Source organism: Pseudomonas sp. PDM22, assembly GCF_014851965.1.
In the GTDB taxonomy this organism is placed as follows: Bacteria; Pseudomonadota; Gammaproteobacteria; order Pseudomonadales; family Pseudomonadaceae; genus Pseudomonas.
Map to the genome: position 1 here is coordinate 372,061 of NZ_JACVAR010000002.1, position 15,862 is coordinate 387,922.

General features: G+C 66.1%; 11 protein-coding genes. All 11 read left to right on the forward strand.

The features are described 5' to 3' along the window. The first annotated feature begins 169 nt into the window (after positions 1-169). On the forward strand, positions 170-1,144 hold the full coding sequence (locus IB255_RS07385) for an AAA family ATPase (protein ID WP_192209971.1): 975 nt from the start codon (positions 170-172) through the stop codon (positions 1,142-1,144). A gap of 11 nt (positions 1,145-1,155) precedes the next feature. Continuing rightward, positions 1,156-2,097 (forward strand): DUF58 domain-containing protein, encoded by a 942-nt coding sequence (locus IB255_RS07390; RefSeq protein WP_192209972.1) that lies wholly within the window; start codon positions 1,156-1,158, stop codon positions 2,095-2,097. Then, positions 2,094-2,591, forward strand: a complete 498-nt coding sequence (locus IB255_RS07395; protein ID WP_192209973.1) for a DUF4381 domain-containing protein — start codon at positions 2,094-2,096, stop codon at positions 2,589-2,591. Before IB255_RS07390 ends, IB255_RS07395 begins: the two co-directional genes overlap by 4 nt. Then, positions 2,578-3,585 carry a VWA domain-containing protein gene (locus IB255_RS07400; protein ID WP_192209974.1) on the forward strand — a complete coding sequence of 336 codons (1,008 nt, stop codon included), beginning with the start codon at positions 2,578-2,580 and terminating at the stop codon, positions 3,583-3,585. Before IB255_RS07395 ends, IB255_RS07400 begins: the two co-directional genes overlap by 14 nt. Then, entirely contained in the window at positions 3,585-5,159 is a 1,575-nt protein-coding gene (locus IB255_RS07405; protein ID WP_192209975.1) for a VWA domain-containing protein, read from the forward strand. Before IB255_RS07400 ends, IB255_RS07405 begins: the two co-directional genes overlap by 1 nt. Next, positions 5,156-6,478: a BatD family protein gene (locus IB255_RS07410; protein ID WP_192209976.1), complete on the forward strand. Its 1,323-nt coding sequence runs from the start codon at positions 5,156-5,158 to the stop codon at positions 6,476-6,478. Before IB255_RS07405 ends, IB255_RS07410 begins: the two co-directional genes overlap by 4 nt. A gap of 13 nt (positions 6,479-6,491) precedes the next feature. After that, the gene (locus IB255_RS07415) at positions 6,492-7,490 is read left to right on the forward strand and encodes an HAD family hydrolase (RefSeq protein ID WP_192209977.1); all 999 of its coding nucleotides are present in this window, start codon (positions 6,492-6,494) and stop codon (positions 7,488-7,490) included. A gap of 111 nt (positions 7,491-7,601) precedes the next feature. Then, positions 7,602-9,176: an arylsulfatase gene (locus tag IB255_RS07420; protein ID WP_192209978.1), complete on the forward strand. Its 1,575-nt coding sequence runs from the start codon at positions 7,602-7,604 to the stop codon at positions 9,174-9,176. A gap of 124 nt (positions 9,177-9,300) precedes the next feature. Continuing rightward, positions 9,301-11,811 (forward strand): fused MFS/spermidine synthase, encoded by a 2,511-nt coding sequence (locus IB255_RS07425; RefSeq protein WP_192210343.1) that lies wholly within the window; start codon positions 9,301-9,303, stop codon positions 11,809-11,811. Positions 11,812-11,965: 154 nt separating this feature from the next. Next, the gene (locus tag IB255_RS07430) at positions 11,966-13,939 is read left to right on the forward strand and encodes a BCCT family transporter (protein WP_192209979.1); all 1,974 of its coding nucleotides are present in this window, start codon (positions 11,966-11,968) and stop codon (positions 13,937-13,939) included. Between the two features lie 126 nt (positions 13,940-14,065). Next, on the forward strand, positions 14,066-15,703 hold the full coding sequence (locus IB255_RS07435) for a mechanosensitive ion channel domain-containing protein (protein WP_192210345.1): 1,638 nt from the start codon (positions 14,066-14,068) through the stop codon (positions 15,701-15,703). Positions 15,704-15,862: the final 159 nt, after the last annotated feature.

Genomic DNA, 15,862 nt, shown 5'->3' on the forward strand with positions numbered 1-15,862 from the left:
TCTTTTGTGGCTCTCTGCTCATTTCACGACAAGTGCCAGCATGGCGCGGCGTTACACAGGAGCTACAGTTATACCGCATGCGGTGGCACGGCAGTATGCGGAGCGTTCGGCCCCAACACGCCATCGGCAAGGAATCCGAATCGACGGAACAAGGAACAAACCCGTGTCCATGCGTGAACAGATTGCAGGTCTGGAAGCTGCCGTTTCGGCGCAGGTATTGGGTCAGGAAGACACTGTCCGGCATATCCTGCTGGGCCTCCTGGCCAATGGTCATGTGCTGCTGGAAAGCCTTCCTGGCCTGGCCAAGACCCGCACCGTGAAGACCCTCTCGCGGCATCTCGACGCGCGCATGAGCCGCGTGCAGTTCACCCCCGACCTGCTGCCCTCGGACATCACCGGCGCGGAAATCCTCCAGCAGACCGAGCAGGGCAACCAGCTGAAATTCCAGCCTGGACCGCTGTTCGGCAACGTCATTCTCGCCGACGAGATCAACCGCGCGCCGGCCAAGGTCCAGGCGGCGCTGCTCGAAGCCATGGAGGAACGGCAGATCACCGTGGCCGGGCAGACCCACCGCATGCCGGGGCTGTTCATGGTGCTGGCGACGCAGAACCCCATCGAACAGGAAGGCACCTACCCGCTGCCCGAGGCGCAGATGGACCGCTTCCTGATGAAGCTGCTGATCGACTATCCCAAGGTCGAGGACGAGTCCCGCGTGCTGCAGCTGGTGCGCGCCGAGGAGCGCAGCCAGCAGTCCGGCGCGGCGGCCGAAGCGATCACGCCGCTGGCCCAAGAGGCGGTGTTTGCCGCGCGCAAGGAAGTCGGCGACGTGCATGTCTCCGAGGCCATCGACCGCTATCTCATCGACCTGATCAACGCCACCCGCCGCCCGGCCGACTACGATGCCGACCTGGCGCGCTGGCTGAAGGTGGGCGCCAGCCCCCGTGGCGGCATCAGCCTCGACCGGGTTTCCCGCGCCCACGCCTGGATGGCGGGCAACGATTTCGTCACCCCCGACGACGTGCGCGCCGTGGTGCACCCGGTGCTGCGCCATCGCCTGCTGCTGTCCTATGACGCCGTGGCGGACGGTGTGAGTGCCGATCAGGTGATCGACCGGTTGCTGGACAAAGTGGCGATCCCGGCCTGAGGAGAGTATCCATGGCCGAACCCCAACCGGTTGCCGATGGTTTCGTCTACGCCTCGCTGGACCAGTTGATGCTGCTGGAACACCAGGTGCGTGGCCTGAGCTTTGTGTCGCGGCAACCGCTTTCCAGCATCCTCTCCGGTAGCCATGCCGCGCGTCTGCGCGGGCGCGGGCTGAGCTTCGACGAGCTGCGCCAGTACAACCCCGGCGACGACCTGCGTCACCTGGATTGGCGTGCCTCGCTGCGCTACGGCAAACCCTTCGTGCGCAGCTATACCGAGGAACGCGACCGGCCAACGCTGCTACTGGTGGACCAGCGCATGAGCATGTATTTCGGCTCGCGGCGCAGCTTCAAGTCGGTAATCGCCGCCGAGCTGGCCGCGCTGGGCGGCTGGATGGCGCTGCAGGCCGGCGACCGGGTCGGCGGCCTGGTGTTCGGCGACCGCCACATCGAATACATCCGTCCGTTGCGCAGCCGGGCGAGGGTAGAGGCGCTGTGCGCCGCCATCGTCCGCCACAACCATTCGCTGCATGCCACGCGCAGCGATGACGACTCCCCAGGCCAACTCGACCGCGTGCTGCGCCAGTGCCTGGGCGTGGCCGGGCACGACAGCCTGGTGGTGATCATCAGCGACTTCGCTGGCGTGACCGAACAGACGTTGCAACTGCTGCGGCAGCTGAGTGCGCACAACGACGTGCTGGCCCTGCAGGTGTTCGACCCCATCGCCATCAAGCTACCCGACCGGGGCCGGGTGACGGTTACCCAGGGCGAGCTGCAGGTCGAGCTGGAGGTCGGCCGACGCCAGGTCCACCGGCCGCTGGGGGAATTTCTCTCCGGGCGCCTGAAGGACGTGGCGACCCTGCTGCGCCGCAGCCAGGTGCCGCTGATGATGTTCAGCAGCGGGCGCGACGCGCTGGAACAGCTGCGTGGCGAACTCGGGCGCCTGGCCAGATGAGCATTCCCAGCATCGATCAACTCCAGGAGCTGCCACCGCCGCCGCCGCTGGTCAGCTACTGGCCGCAGACCTGGGCCTGGGTGTGGCTCGCCATTGCCTTGCTGCTGCTCCTGGCAGCGTGGGGATTCTGGCGCTACCGGAAATGGCAGCGTGATCGCTACCGGCGCGAGGCGCTGATCCTGCTCGACGATCTCGGTGTGGCACTGCACGACCCGGCACAGCGGCTCGCAGCGCTGCGCCAGGTGCCGGCGCTGATCAAGCGGGTCGCCCTGTCGATGCCCGATGGCGCCACTGCGGCACCGCTGGGCGGCGCCGACTGGCAGGCGTTTCTGCAGAAGCGCAGCCCGGCGGCGTTGCCGGCCGATCTCGAACGCCAGCTGGCGCTGCTCGCCTACGCACCGGATACGCGCCTCCAGGCCATCGGCGAGCAGGACGCGCAAGCCCTGCTGTCGGCCTGCCGGCAATGGGTCGAGGTGCACCATGTGGCAGCTTGAATACCCCTGGCTGTTGCTCCTGTTGCCGTTGCCCTGGCTCGCCTGGCGCTACCTGCCGGCCTACCGCGAGTCGCGCAGCGCCCTGCGGGTGCCGTTCTTCGCCGCCATGAGCCACGCCGCCGGCCAGGAGCCGAGCCGCGGTGGCGCGGCCGGCGAGCGCTGGCAGCTGCCGCTCAACCTGCTGCTGTGGGTGCTGGTGCTGCTGGCCTGCGCGCGACCGGTGCTGGTGGAAAAGCCCATCCAGCGCGTGCAGCCGATCCGCGACCTGATGCTGGCCATCGACATCTCCCAGTCCATGGAAACCAACGACTATCGGGACGCCGCGGGCAACCGCGTCGACCGCCTGAGCATCGTCAAGGGCGTGGTGCGCGACTTCATCGGCCAGCGCAAGGACGACCGCATCGGCCTGATCGTCTTCGGCACCGGCGCCTTCGCCCAGTCGCCGCCGACCCTGGACCACGCCAGCCTGCTGATGCTGCTGGACGAAGTGGGCATCGGCATGGCCGGGCCCAATACCGCGCTGGGTGATGCCATCGGCCTGACCATCAAGTTGCTGGAGAATGCGCCGGAGCAGCAGAAGGTGCTGATCCTGCTCACCGACGGCAACGACACCGGCAGCGCCATCACGCCCAGTCACGCCGCCGCCATGGCCCATGACCGGGGCGTGGTGGTGCACACCATCGGCATTGGTGATCCCGAGGCCAGCGGCGACGCGAAGGTGGACCTGCGCACCCTGCAGGACATCTCCCGGACCACAGGCGGGCGGTTCTTCCGCGCCGGCGACCGTGAGGCGTTGCAGGCGGTCTACGCGACGCTGGACCAGATCACCCCGCACCAGGTGAAGACCCTGAGCCACCAGCCCAAGCGCGACCTGTTCTGGATGCCCCTGGGCGCGGCCCTGCTGTTGCTGCTCGCGGCCCATGTGCTGGCGGCCATTTCCGGCCGGCTGGCCGCGCCGCGCCGCGCGTCGACCAGCCAGGAGGCGGAGGGCTGATGGACATCGATCTCAGTGCCTTCCATTTCCTGCGCCCCTGGTGGCTGCTGCTGATCGTGCCGGGTGTCCTGCTGCCGGTGCTGTGGAGCCGCCGTCACGACCTGGCGCGACGCCTGGATGGGGTCATCGCGCCGCATCTGCTGCAGCACCTGGTGATCACCCCGGTCGACCAGCACCGTGTGCGCCCGGTGCAGTGGCTTGGCGCTGTGCTGGTCCTCGGCGCCGTGGCGGGAGCGGGGCCAACCTGGGAGCAGGACCGCCCGGCTTTCATGGAAAACCGCGCGCCGCTGATCCTCGCCCTGGACCTGTCGCCGTCCATGGCCGCCAACGATGTGCCGCCCTCGCGCATCGAGGCGGCCAAGCACAAGCTGCACGACCTCATCGCCCGCCGGCCGGGCAGCCCCACGGCACTGATCGCCTACGCCGGCAGCGCGCACCTGGTACTGCCCGCGACCGAGGATGCGGCGCTGCTCGACAGCTTCCTCCAGGCGCTGGCGCCGGGGCTGATCCAGCGCAGCGGCAAGGACGCGCTGGGCGCCATCGAACTGGCCAAGCGGCTGCTGGCCGCCGAGCAGTCGCCGGGCACCCTGGTACTGCTCACCGATGGCGCCGACAAGCAGCAGTTCGACGCCATCGACAAGGCCCTGCGCGGCAGCGACCTGCAAGTGCTGGTGCTGGCGGTCGGCAGCCAGGATGGCGGCCTGCTTGCCGGGGGCCAGCAGGATTCCGCGGGCCGTCCGTTGCTGGCCAGCTTCGATACTGAAGGCCTCAAGGGCCTGGCGGACGCCGCGGATGCGCCGCTGGGCAGCCTGACCCTCAATGACGATGACCTGGACTGGATCGAACTGCACGCCCAACAGCACTTCCAGGCAGCGCAAGGCGACGAGAAGCAACTGCACTGGAAGGATGCCGGTTACTGGCTGTGCTGGCCCTTGCTGCTGCTCGTGCTGCTGAGTGTGCGCAAAGGCTGGAAGGTGCATTGGTTGAGCGCCTTGCTGCTCGCCGCCAGCCTGGGCGGCATGCCGCAGCCTGCACGTGCCGGAGCGCTCGCCGATGCCTTCTTCACCGCCGACCAGCAGGGGCGCTGGGCATTCGAACACGAGCACTACCCGCAGGCCGCCGAGCACTTCCGCGACCCGTTCTGGAAGGGCGTGGCCGCCTATCACGCAGCCGACTACCCGCTGGCCCTGGCCAGTTTCGCCCGCCTGGATTCGGCGCAAGCGTATTTCTACCTGGGCAACACCTACGTTCGTCTGTCGAAGTTCGACCAGGCCATCGGCGCCTATCAGCAGGTGCTGAAGCGCCAGGCCGACTTCCCCCAGGCCACCGCCAACCTGGCGCTGGCCCAGGCGCTGGAGAAGGACCGCGAGGCACAGGAGAAGGCCGGCCCGCCCGAGGATAAGCCCGACCAGGAAGTCTTCGACAACACTACCGGCAAGGGCAAGGACGTGCAGCGCAAGGCGGGCGAGGCCGAGTCCGACGACCAGTGGCTGAACAACCTGAGCACGTCGCCGGCGCAGTTCCTGCGCCGCAAGTTCAGCCTGCAGGATGCAGCGGCGGGGGCCGGATCATGAAGCGCCTACTGGCCGTGGTGTTGTTGTGCCTGCCTTTGCTCGGGCTGGCTGCCGAGCCCGAGGTGAGGGTGCGCGCCGAGTTGCACCCGGCGGGATCGGTGATGGTCGGCGGTACGCTCAGCCTGCAGGTCGATCTGCTGGTGGACACCTGGTTCAGCCAGCCGCCGCAATTGCCGCCACTCAAGCTCGCCGGCGCGGTGGTCTCCGAACCTTCCAGCGAGGCCACGCACCTCAACGAAACGATCGACGGCAAGCCGTTCTTCGGCCTGCGCTTCCATTACCAGATCACCCCGCAAGCGGCGCGCGAGTTCGACATCCCGGCGCTGGATATCCAGGTGCAGCCGGGGCAGGCCAGCGGCCCGGTGCAGGTGCGCAGCCCGGCGCTGCACTTCAGCGCCAGCCAGCCCGCCGGTGCCAGCGCCCAAGCCGGGCAGCGCCTGGTGGCCAGCGCGGTGACCGTCAGCCAGGAACTCAAGGCCTCCCACGAGCCACTGCGGGTGGGAGACAGCGTGACGCGCACGCTGCACGTCCGCGCAGAGGGCGCGCAGGCCATGTTGATCCCCGCGCCGAAATTCGCCGAGGTGGATGGCCTGCGCCGCTACCTGCAGACCCCGACCGTGCAGCCGTTGAGCGACGGCCGTGGCGGCGTGTTGGGCGGCGAGCGGGTGGACGCGGTGACCTATGTGGTCAACCAGCCCGGCGATTTCCGCCTGCCGGCCATCGAGTTGCACTGGTGGGCAGCGGACAGCGGCGAGCAGCGCTCGGTGTCGGTGCCGGAGATGAAGCTATCGGCCCAGGCGGCTGCGGTCTACCAGGCGCCATTTTCCATCAGCGAGGATCTGCGCGCGCTCGGCCGCAAGGCGCAGGTGCGCATCGCCGGCCACTGGCTGGCCCTGCTCGCTGCACTGCTGGTGCTGGCAGGCGTTGGCTACGCTGTTCGGCTCTGGGGCGGCGCTATCAGCGCGGCGGCGAAAGGCGCTTTCCAGCGTCGTCGCCAGCAATGGCTCGATTCGCCGAACTACGCCTGGCGCCAGGTGCGCCATGAACTCGCAGGCGACCCGCCGCAGCTGGGGGCGCTCTATCTCTGGCTTCGTCGGACCAACGGTTGTCGTGAAATGAGTGCAGCGGTTCCCGAACAAAGCGTCAAAGTCGCCAATCCTTTGCTAGCTTTTCTCAGGGGCCGTTACGGCCGCCCAGGTACGCAGTCGGATTCGGGGCTTGAACCGCTGATCCATGCGCTGCCGGATATCCGCCGAGAACTGGGGCAGGGCGGGCCAACGAGCTTGCCGGCCCACGCTCTCAAACCTTTGAATCCGTGATCCAGGGACGCACATGTATTCGAACCCCGCTCAACCGATAGCCCGCTGGATGCTCCTGCTGCTGCTCGGCCTGCCATTCCTGGCGCAGGCCGCCGAGCCACTGCCATCCTGGAACGACGGGCCCTCGCGGCAGGCGATCATCGCCTTCGTCGAGGCGGTGACCCAGGAGGGCGGCAAGGACTTCGTGCCGCCGGCCGAACGCATCGCGGTGTTCGACAACGACGGCACGCTGTGGAGCGAGCAGCCGATGTACTTCCAGGTGCTTTTCGCCCTGGACGAGGTGAAGCGGCAGGCGCCGCAGCACCCGCGCTGGAAGGAAGTGCAGCCGTTCAAGGCGGTGCTCGAAGGCGACCACAAGGCCCTGGCCGACAGTGGCATGCCGGGCATCCTGCAGATCGTCGCCGCGACCCATGCCGGGGTGAGCACCGACGAGTTCATCGCCAATGCCCGCCGCTGGCTGGCCAGCGCCCGGCATCCGCGCAGCCACAAGCCCTACACCGAGATGGTCTTCCAGCCGATGCTGGAACTGCTGGGCTACCTGCGCGCCAACGGCTTCAAGACCTACATCGTCTCCGGCGGCGAAGTGGCGTTCATGCGCGCCTTCGCCGAAGAGGTCTACGGCATTCCGCCCGAGCAGGTGATCGGCACCACCCTGGGCAGCCGCTTCGAGGACCGCGACGGCAAGCTGTCGATCCAGCGCCTGCCGCAGCTGGTACACAACGACGATGGCCCCGGCAAGCCGGAGAGCATCGACAGCATCATCGGCCGCCGGCCGATCCTCGCCTTCGGCAACTCCGACGGCGACCTGCAGATGCTGCAATGGACCACCGCTGGCAAAGGCCTGCGTTTCGCCGGACTGGTGCACCACACCGACGAGAAGCGTGAATGGGCCTACGACCGGCAGAGCAAGGTCGGGCGCCTGGACAAGGCGCTCGACATGGCGAAGAGCAAGGAATGGGTGGTAGTGGACATGGCAAGGGAGTGGAAGCGGATCTATCCGTTCGATCAATAGCAAGCCAACAAGCAAAACCGCAGGGACACGGGGATTTCCAGCCAGGCAGTCGGCATCTCCAGTGAACGCAGTCGTGGCAAAACGACCAGTAACTGGAATGGAGAAACACCAATGAAGCGCACGGGAAGATGGATATCGCGGTTCGCCCTGGCGGCGACGGCGATAATGGGTTGCTCAATCGCCAGCGCGGCGGATAAACCGAACATCCTGGTGATATTCGGTGACGATATCGGTCAGACCAACATCAGCGCCTATTCCTTCGGCGTGGTCGGCTACACGACGCCGAACATCGACCGCATCGCCAAGGAAGGGATGATGTTCACCGACTACTACGCGGAGAACAGCTGCACCGCCGGTCGTTCCACCTTCATCACCGGGCAGACGATCCTGCGTACCGGCCTGTCGAAGGTGGGCATGCCGGGTGTGCCGGTGGGCCTGCAGGACCGCGACGTGACCATTGCCCAGGTGCTGAAATCCCACGGCTACGCCACCGGGCAGTTCGGCAAGAACCACCTGGGTGACCGCGACGAATACCTGCCGACCAAGCACGGCTTCGACGAGTTCTTCGGCAACCTGTATCACCTCAACGCCGAGGAAGAGCCCGAGCGCCCGTACTGGCCCAAGGATGACGAAGCCTTCGTCAAGGCCGCTTCGCCCCGTGGTGTGCTGAAGGCTACCGCCGACGGCAAGATCGAGGACACCGGTGCGCTGAACAGCAAGCGCATGGAGACCATCGACGACGAAACCACCCAGGCTGCGATCAACTTCATGGACAAACAGGTGAAGGCGGACAAGCCGTTCTTCGTCTGGATGAACACCACGCGCATGCACGCCTTCACCCACGTGCGTGATTCCATGAAAGGCCAGAGCGGCATGGCCGGCAACGACTATGCCGACGGCATGCTCGAGCACGACGGCGACGTCGGCAAGCTGCTCAAGGCGGTGGACGACCTGAAGATCGCCGACAACACCATCGTCGTCTACACCACCGACAACGGCCCGAACCAGTGGTCCTGGCCGGATGCCGCCACCACCCCGTTCCGCAACGAGAAGGACTCCAACTGGGAGGGCGCCTACCGGGTGCCGGCGATGATCCGCTGGCCGAACCACATCAAGCCGGGCAGCGTCGCCACGCAGATGTTCTCCGGGCTGGACTGGTTCCCGACCCTGCTGGCCGCCATCGGCGACACCGACGTCAAGGAACGCCTGCTCAAGGGTGCCGATGTGGGTGGCAAGAACTTCAAGGTGCACCTGGACGGCTACAACCAGCTGGACTACCTGACTGGCAAGACCGACAAGGGCGCGCGTCGCGAGTTCTACTACTTCAACGACGATGCCGAGCTGGTGGGCATGCGCTTCGATGACTGGAAGATCGTCTGGTGCGAACAACGTGCACCGGGTGGCCTGAAGGTCTGGAGCGAGCCCTTCACCTGCCTGCGGGTACCCAAGCTGTTCAACCTGCGCATGGACCCGTACGAGCGGGCTGACGTGGTCTCCGACCAGTACTACGACTGGCTGACCAAGAATGACTACCTGCTGTTCCAGGGTACTCGCAAGGCGGCAGCCTTCCTGCAGACCTTCGTGGACTATCCGCCGAGCCAACGCCCGGCCAGCTTCAGCATCGACCAGATCCGCAAGGATGTTGATGCGAAGATCGAAGCGAAGATGAAGCAGGGCGCCAAGTAGTGATCGTTAGTCGGAGCGCCCGCTTGCGGGTGCTCCTCCCGTCCCCCGCGACAGCCTGGCTGTCGCGGGGGCTTTACTGTCAGACAAGGTTGATTCGATGCCTCCAGCGGTCAGCTCGTCCCCGATGAACTCCCGTCGCGCCACGTCGACGCAGCATCGTTCGCAACCTGGGCTCGCGGCCTGGGTGCCGGCACTGCTGCTGTTCGCCTCGGGCGGATCGGCGCTGGTGTTCCAGGTCTTGTGGGTCAAGCAGCTGTCCCTGGTGGTGGGGGTGGAGGTGTATGCCGTCACCACCGCAATCAGTGCCTTCTTTGCCGGCCTGGCCCTTGGCGGCCTGGCCTTCGGCCGACTCGCAGACCGCCTGGAACGGCCCCTGCGCCTGTATGCCGGTCTGGAATTTCTGGTGGCGCTGCTGGGCGTCGCCGCTACTCTCGCGCTGGCCAACGCCGCCAGCGCTTTCGCGTTTCTCGAGGAAGCCGTCGGGCCCCTGGCCTGGGGGTTGCCGTTCGTGCTGGTCGGCGTACCGGCATTCTTCATGGGCGGCACGCTGCCGGTGCTGGTGCGCGCGCTGGAGCCCGCCGAAGGGCAGATGGGCCGCGCCGGTGGTGGCCTGTATGCGGCCAACACGGCAGGCGCCATCGCCGGCACGTTGCTGGCGGCCTTCGTGCTGCTGCCCTGGCTGGGCGTGCTGGGCAGCGCTTGCGCCGCCGCCGTGTTCAACCTGTTCGCTGCCGGCGGGGCGTTGCTGATTCGCCAGCAGGCGGCGCGGACTCAGGCGCTGGATGCACCGGCAGCCGGCCCGCGCAGCCGCGCGGCGCGCCTGGCCATTGCGCTGTACTGCGTCGCCGGTGGCGTAGCGCTGGGCTACGAAGTGGTCTGGACGCAGTCCATCGTCCAGTTCATGAGCACCCGCACCTTCGCCTTCGCCGTGGTGCTGGCGACCTACCTGTGCGGCCTGGTGCTGGGCAGCGCCCTGTACGCCCGCCGCGCTGACCGTATCCGCGATCCCTGGGGCCTGTTTGGCCTGCTCATCGCCGCCGCCGGGCTGCTCGCGATCCTGCAGATCGCCGGCCTTGGCGACTGGCTGTTCGGCCTGCAGACCCGTGCCGAATGGCTGGTCATGCAGGCCGGTGGCAGCGAGCTGGCGGGCATGTGCGCGCGCTTCGCAGTGGCGGCCCTGTGCGTGGTGTTCCTGCCGACGACCCTGCTGGGCGCGGCGTTCCCCATTGCCCTGCGGCTGTCAGTGGACCGCGACCACGTCGGCCGCGATGTCGGCGTGGTGGTGGCGCTCAATACCCTGGGCGGCATCGTCGGCGTGATGCTGACCGGCTTCGTGCTCGTCCCCGGCCTGGGGCTGGTGCGCACCCTGGCCGTGCTGGGCGCGCTGGCCGCCGTCATCGGCCTGCTCGCCGTCTGGCGCGGCGAGGGCGTGAGCAAAAGGCTGCGCCTGGGCGTTGCCGGCGTGGCGGTACTAGCGCTGGGCATCGGCGCCACGACGCCGCCGCAGCTGCTGGCCGAGCTGATGCCCGGCGCGCGCAACGGCCGCATCGGCTACTACGCCGAAGGCCGCGGCGGCACCGTCGCGGTGGTGGAGCAGGGCCGTGGCGACAACCGCTTCAACCGTCTCTATATCCAGGGCGTCTCCAACACCGGCGATGCCATGCCCTCGCTGCGCTACATGCGTCTGCAGGCGCTGCTGCCGCTGCTGATCCACAACGGCGAGCCGCGCTCGGCGCTGGTGATCGGCTTCGGCACCGGCATCACCGCCGGTGCCATGCTGCAATACCACGACCTGCAGCATCCGGTGGTGGCCGAACTGCTGCCCGAGGTGTTGGCCGCCGCGCCGAATTTCAAGGGCAACTTCGACGCCATCCACGATCCGCGCCTGGACATCCGCCTGCGCGATGGCCGCCGCGAGCTGCTGCGTAGTGCCGAACGCTACGACATGATCACCCTGGAGCCGCCGCCACCTTCGGCCGCCGGGGTGGTCAACCTGTATTCCCGCGACTTCTACCAGTTGGCCGCCGCGCGCCTGCAGGAGGGCGGGGTGGTCGCCCAGTGGCTGCCGCTGCCGACGCAGAACGACGAGGAAAGCCGCTCGCTGGTGCGCAGCTTCATCGACGTCTTCCCCTACGCCACGCTGTGGACCACCGAGTTTCACGAGATGCTGCTGGTGGGCTCGCTGCAGCCGCTGCACCTGGACGTGACGACCATCCGCCAGCGCTTCGAGCAACCGCCGGTGGCCGCCGCGCTGGGCGAGGTCGGGGTCGACTCGGTCGAAGCGCTGCTGGCCACCTGGGTCACTGACCGCGCCGGCCTGGAACGTTACGCCGGCGATGCGCTGCCGGTGACCGACGATCACCCTCGCATCGAGTACGCGCCGTGGGTGCGGCCGAAGGAGATCGCCCGGGTGCTGCCGACCCTGCTCGCGCTGCGCACCGCGCCACCGCTGGAAAATGCCTTGCCCTCGGTGCAGGCCTCGGTCAACGACAACTGGCTGCGGCTGCGGCGCTTCTACGACCTGAGCCTGAGTGCCTACCGCGGCGATCGCAAGAGCTGGGCGCGGGATGCCCGGCAGGTGGCCCTGGATGATGGCGACAATCCCTACTACCGCTGGTTCCTGGGCACTCCCTGAGTGCTCGAAACGGGCGCCTGTTGGCGGTCGCCGCGCCGCCGCTTTGGCGGCACGAGCGGTCCGTCGAACATGCTCTAGGCGAAATCCGGTTACCCTATGCGACACCTGCGTCCGTCACTGGCGCAGGTCGATGCGTTACAGGAGATAACATTCGATGGAGACTTCGTCCCGCCCCCGCAGCACCCTCAACCCACCAGTTTTCTATACCAGCGCCGTGCTGATCTTCCTTCTCGTGCTTTATGCCGTGGCCTTCCAGGAACAGGCCCAGGCGCAGTTCGAGAAGGTCCAGCAATGGATAGTCGTCAACGCCAGCTGGTTCTATATCCTCGCCGTCGCGCTGATCCTGATCAGCGTGGTGTTCCTCGCCATCAGCCGCTATGGCGACATCAAGCTCGGCCCTGACCACAGCGAGCCGGAGTACCGCAGCAGCAGCTGGTTCGCCATGCTGTTTTCCGCCGGCATGGGCATCGGCCTGATGTTCTTCGGCGTGGCCGAGCCGGTCATGCATTTCACCAACCCGCCCGTGGGTGAACCGGGCACCGTCACCGCCGCCCGCGAGGCGATGAAGATCACCTTCTTCCACTGGGGCCTGCATGCCTGGGCGATCTACGCCATCGTCGGCCTGATCCTCGCGTACTTCAGCTTCCGCAAGGGCCTGCCGCTGACCCTGCGTTCGGCGCTCTACCCGCTGATCGGCGAACGCATCTACGGGCCCATCGGCCATGCGGTCGACGTCTTCGCGATCCTCGGAACGGTATTCGGCGTCGCCACTTCGCTGGGCTACGGCGTACTGCAGATCAACAGCGGCTTCCACCACCTGTTCGGCCTGCCGGTGAACGCCACCGTGCAGATCGTCCTCATCGCCATCACCTGCGCCCTGGCGACCCTCTCGGTGGCCAGCGGCCTGGACAAGGGCATCCGCATCCTGTCCGAGCTGAACCTGGGCCTGGCGGTGATACTGATGCTCTTCGTGCTGCTGCTGGGGCCGACCGTGTTCCTGCTGCAGACCTACGTGCAGAACACCGGCTCCTACCTCTCGGACATCGTCAACAAGACCTTCAACCTCTACGCCTACCAGCCCACCGACTGGATCGGCGGCTGGACGCTGCTCTACTGGGGCTGGTGGCTGTCCTGGTCGCCCTTCGTCGGGCTGTTCATCGCGCGCATCTCGCGCGGGCGGACGATCCGCGAATTCGTCTGCGGCGTGCTGCTGGTGCCGGCCGGCTTCACCCTGCTGTGGATGACGGTATTCGGCGACTCGGCCATCCACATGATCGTCAACGAGGGCGTACGCGACCTGGCCACGGTGGTCGACCAGGACAGCTCACTGGCGCTGTTCGCCTTCCTCGAACACTTCCCGCTGTCGGGTGTGGTGTCGATGGTCGCGGTGCTGATGGTGGTGGTGTTCTTCGTCACTTCCGCCGACTCCGGCGCGCTGGTGGTGGACATGCTGGCCTCGTCCGGCCACGAGCATTCGCCGCTGTGGCAGCGCATCTTCTGGTCGGTGAGCATCGGCGTGGTGGCGATAGCCCTGCTGTTGGCCAATGGGCTCAAGGCCTTGCAAACGGCGACCATCGCCAGCGCGCTGCCGTTCTCGATCATCCTCCTGGCGTCGATCTGGGGCCTGTTCCGCGCTCTGCACCTGGACGCTACCCGACGCGGCTTGCGTTCTCAGGCCATGCCGGCGCCGCGCCATGCAGCCCATCACGAAGGCGGCTGGCAGCGTCGCCTGCGCAACATCGCCATGAAGCCTCGCCGCGCTCACGTTACGCGCTTCATCAGCGAGGTGGTCCGTCCGGCCTGCGACGAAGTTGCGGTAGAGCTGCGCAAGCAAGGGCATGACGTGCAGGTGCTGGAACGCGAGGACGGACGCGTGGCGCTGGAGCTTGCGCAGCCAGGCGAGGGGCACTTCCTTTACGAGGTTCGGCCACGGGCCTTCACCAGCCCGAGCTTCGTCCTGCTCGAGGAAGATGACGTAGGGGAAGGGCGCAAGTACTTCCGCGCCGAGGTGCACCTGCGAGAAGGCGGTCAGGATTACGACGTGATGGGCTGGAACCGCAACGACGTCATTGCCGACATCCTCGACCAGTACGAACGCCACCTGCACTACCTGCACGTCGTTCGCTAACGCCGTTGGCGTTGTACTGGCACGTCTGTCGCAGGTGTGACGGTGGTTGCATTAAAACGTCAAGGACCGGCCCTATTCGCCAAGGAACCAGGAAAGAGCCGTGTGATCACTTGCCAGGAGGGAAACATGGGGTGGTTTTGCAAAAACGGTAAGCGGCTGGTGTGGTTGCTCCTGTTGATGCCGTTGCTCGTACAGGGCGCGGATGTTCCGCCGGTATCACAGCGCGCAGAAGAGTCCGCCGATCTGCGGGTGGGAAATCGCCTGGTCATCACCTTCCGGGCCACGCTATTGGGTGAAACACCTGTGCAGCGGGCTCATCGGGCCGAGTCGGTGATACACGATGCGCTGGAAAGCGGCGAAGCTCTGATCGTCAGCGTCGACTCGATCCAGAACAGCTATTTGATCCTACTTGGCTACAGTCGCGCCTTCATCGTCTCGCCCGATGACGTGGAGGCTCCCGGTGGTTCCGTGCGGGCTGCTGCAGAGCAGGCCGCGCAGAATTTGCGCCGGGTGGTTGATGAAGGGCTGGAAGCACGCAGTCTGCGCTACCTGCTCACGGCTACGGCATTCGCAGCCGCCGCTACGGTCATATTTGCCCTGCTGGTACGCGGGGCCGGCTACCTGCGGCGACGCATCCTCGATCGTTTACCGGTCCTGATGAGTCACCACGAGCATCGCTTGCAAGTGGGGCGCACCAGACTATTGGACCGGCGTTATCTCTACTACCTGCTCGGCCGGCTGGTATGGCTGGTCTACTGGCTGCTTGTGTTCCTGCTCTGCTATCAGTGGCTGAGCTTTGTGCTGTCTCGCTTTCCCTATACCCGGCCGTGGGGAGAAAGCCTCAACGTTCACCTGCTCGACCTAGCGCGCTACCTGCTCAACGGAGTGCTCGATGCAATGCCAGGCCTGGTGGTGGCGTTCTGCATCATCTTTATCGCACGCGCGATAAGCGGATTCTCTCGGCATATCCTTGAGCGACTGGCGCGCCCCGGTAATTTAAAGTGGCTGACCCAGGAGACCCTGCAGCCGACCACACGGCTAATGTCCCTGGCAATCTGGCTATTCGCGATCGTCATGGCCTATCCGTATCTTCCTGGAGCTGGCACGGAGGCGTTCAAGGGCGTCTCGGTACTGCTGGGTCTGATGATTTCCCTTGGCGCTTCCAGCGTCGTTGGCCAGGCAGCATCTGGCCTGATCCTCACCTATGCCCGCACCTTAAGAGCAGGCGAATTCGTGCGAATCGGCGAGCATGAGGGCACGGTCACAGAAGTGGGTGTATTCAACACGACGATTCGCACCGGCCTTGGGGAGGTGCTGACGCTTCCGAACTCGATGATCACGGGCTCAGTCACCAAGAACTATTCCCGCGCCGTTCAGGGCGCTGGCTATATTGTCGATACCGTGGTCACTATCGGTTACGACACCCCCTGGCGACAAGTCGAAGCCATGCTGGTGGAGGCGGCACGTCGTACCGACGGCATTCTTGACCGGCCTGCGCCCCAGGTGTTCCAGACGGCCTTATCCGACTTCTATCCAGAGTACCGGCTGGTCGCGCAAGCGATCCCCAGCGAACCTCGACCAAGAGCAGAGCTCCTCAGCGTGCTGCACGCCAACATCCAGGATGTATTTAACCAGTACGGGGTGCAAATCATGTCCCCTCACTATCTGGGTGATCCTCAAGGAGAGAAGCTGGTACCACGAGACAAGTGGTATGCAGCTCCTGCGAGCCCATCCGACGTGAGCAATCAGGAAGTGAATCGTTGAGACCAACTGGGGGCAGCCACTGTCCGGTTGTCACATAGGGGCGCGGTTTCCGACTCAAAGCTGATATCGACAGCTAAGGGGCGAAGTTCCCCTAGGCACCTACACAACTAAATCGATTGCAGAATCAGAGATAAGGGAGGAAGGTGATCCCTACCGCGC

What these genes read in the sequence shown, in the direction of transcription:
- IB255_RS07420 (WP_192209978.1), top strand. Translation starts at nt 7,602, where the DNA reads ATGAAGCGCACGGGAAGATGGATATCGCGGTTCGCCCTGGCGGCGACG.
- IB255_RS07415 (WP_192209977.1), top strand. Translation starts at nt 6,492, where the DNA reads ATGTATTCGAACCCCGCTCAACCGATAGCCCGCTGGATGCTCCTGCTG.
- IB255_RS07395 (WP_192209973.1), top strand. Translation starts at nt 2,094, where the DNA reads ATGAGCATTCCCAGCATCGATCAACTCCAGGAGCTGCCACCGCCGCCG.
- IB255_RS07385 (WP_192209971.1), top strand. Translation starts at nt 170, where the DNA reads ATGCGTGAACAGATTGCAGGTCTGGAAGCTGCCGTTTCGGCGCAGGTA.
- IB255_RS07400 (WP_192209974.1), top strand. Translation starts at nt 2,578, where the DNA reads ATGTGGCAGCTTGAATACCCCTGGCTGTTGCTCCTGTTGCCGTTGCCC.
- IB255_RS07430 (WP_192209979.1), top strand. Translation starts at nt 11,966, where the DNA reads ATGGAGACTTCGTCCCGCCCCCGCAGCACCCTCAACCCACCAGTTTTC.
- IB255_RS07405 (WP_192209975.1), top strand. Translation starts at nt 3,585, where the DNA reads ATGGACATCGATCTCAGTGCCTTCCATTTCCTGCGCCCCTGGTGGCTG.
- IB255_RS07410 (WP_192209976.1), top strand. Translation starts at nt 5,156, where the DNA reads ATGAAGCGCCTACTGGCCGTGGTGTTGTTGTGCCTGCCTTTGCTCGGG.
- IB255_RS07425 (WP_192210343.1), top strand. Translation starts at nt 9,301, where the DNA reads ATGAACTCCCGTCGCGCCACGTCGACGCAGCATCGTTCGCAACCTGGG.
- IB255_RS07390 (WP_192209972.1), top strand. Translation starts at nt 1,156, where the DNA reads ATGGCCGAACCCCAACCGGTTGCCGATGGTTTCGTCTACGCCTCGCTG.
- IB255_RS07435 (WP_192210345.1), top strand. Translation starts at nt 14,066, where the DNA reads ATGGGGTGGTTTTGCAAAAACGGTAAGCGGCTGGTGTGGTTGCTCCTG.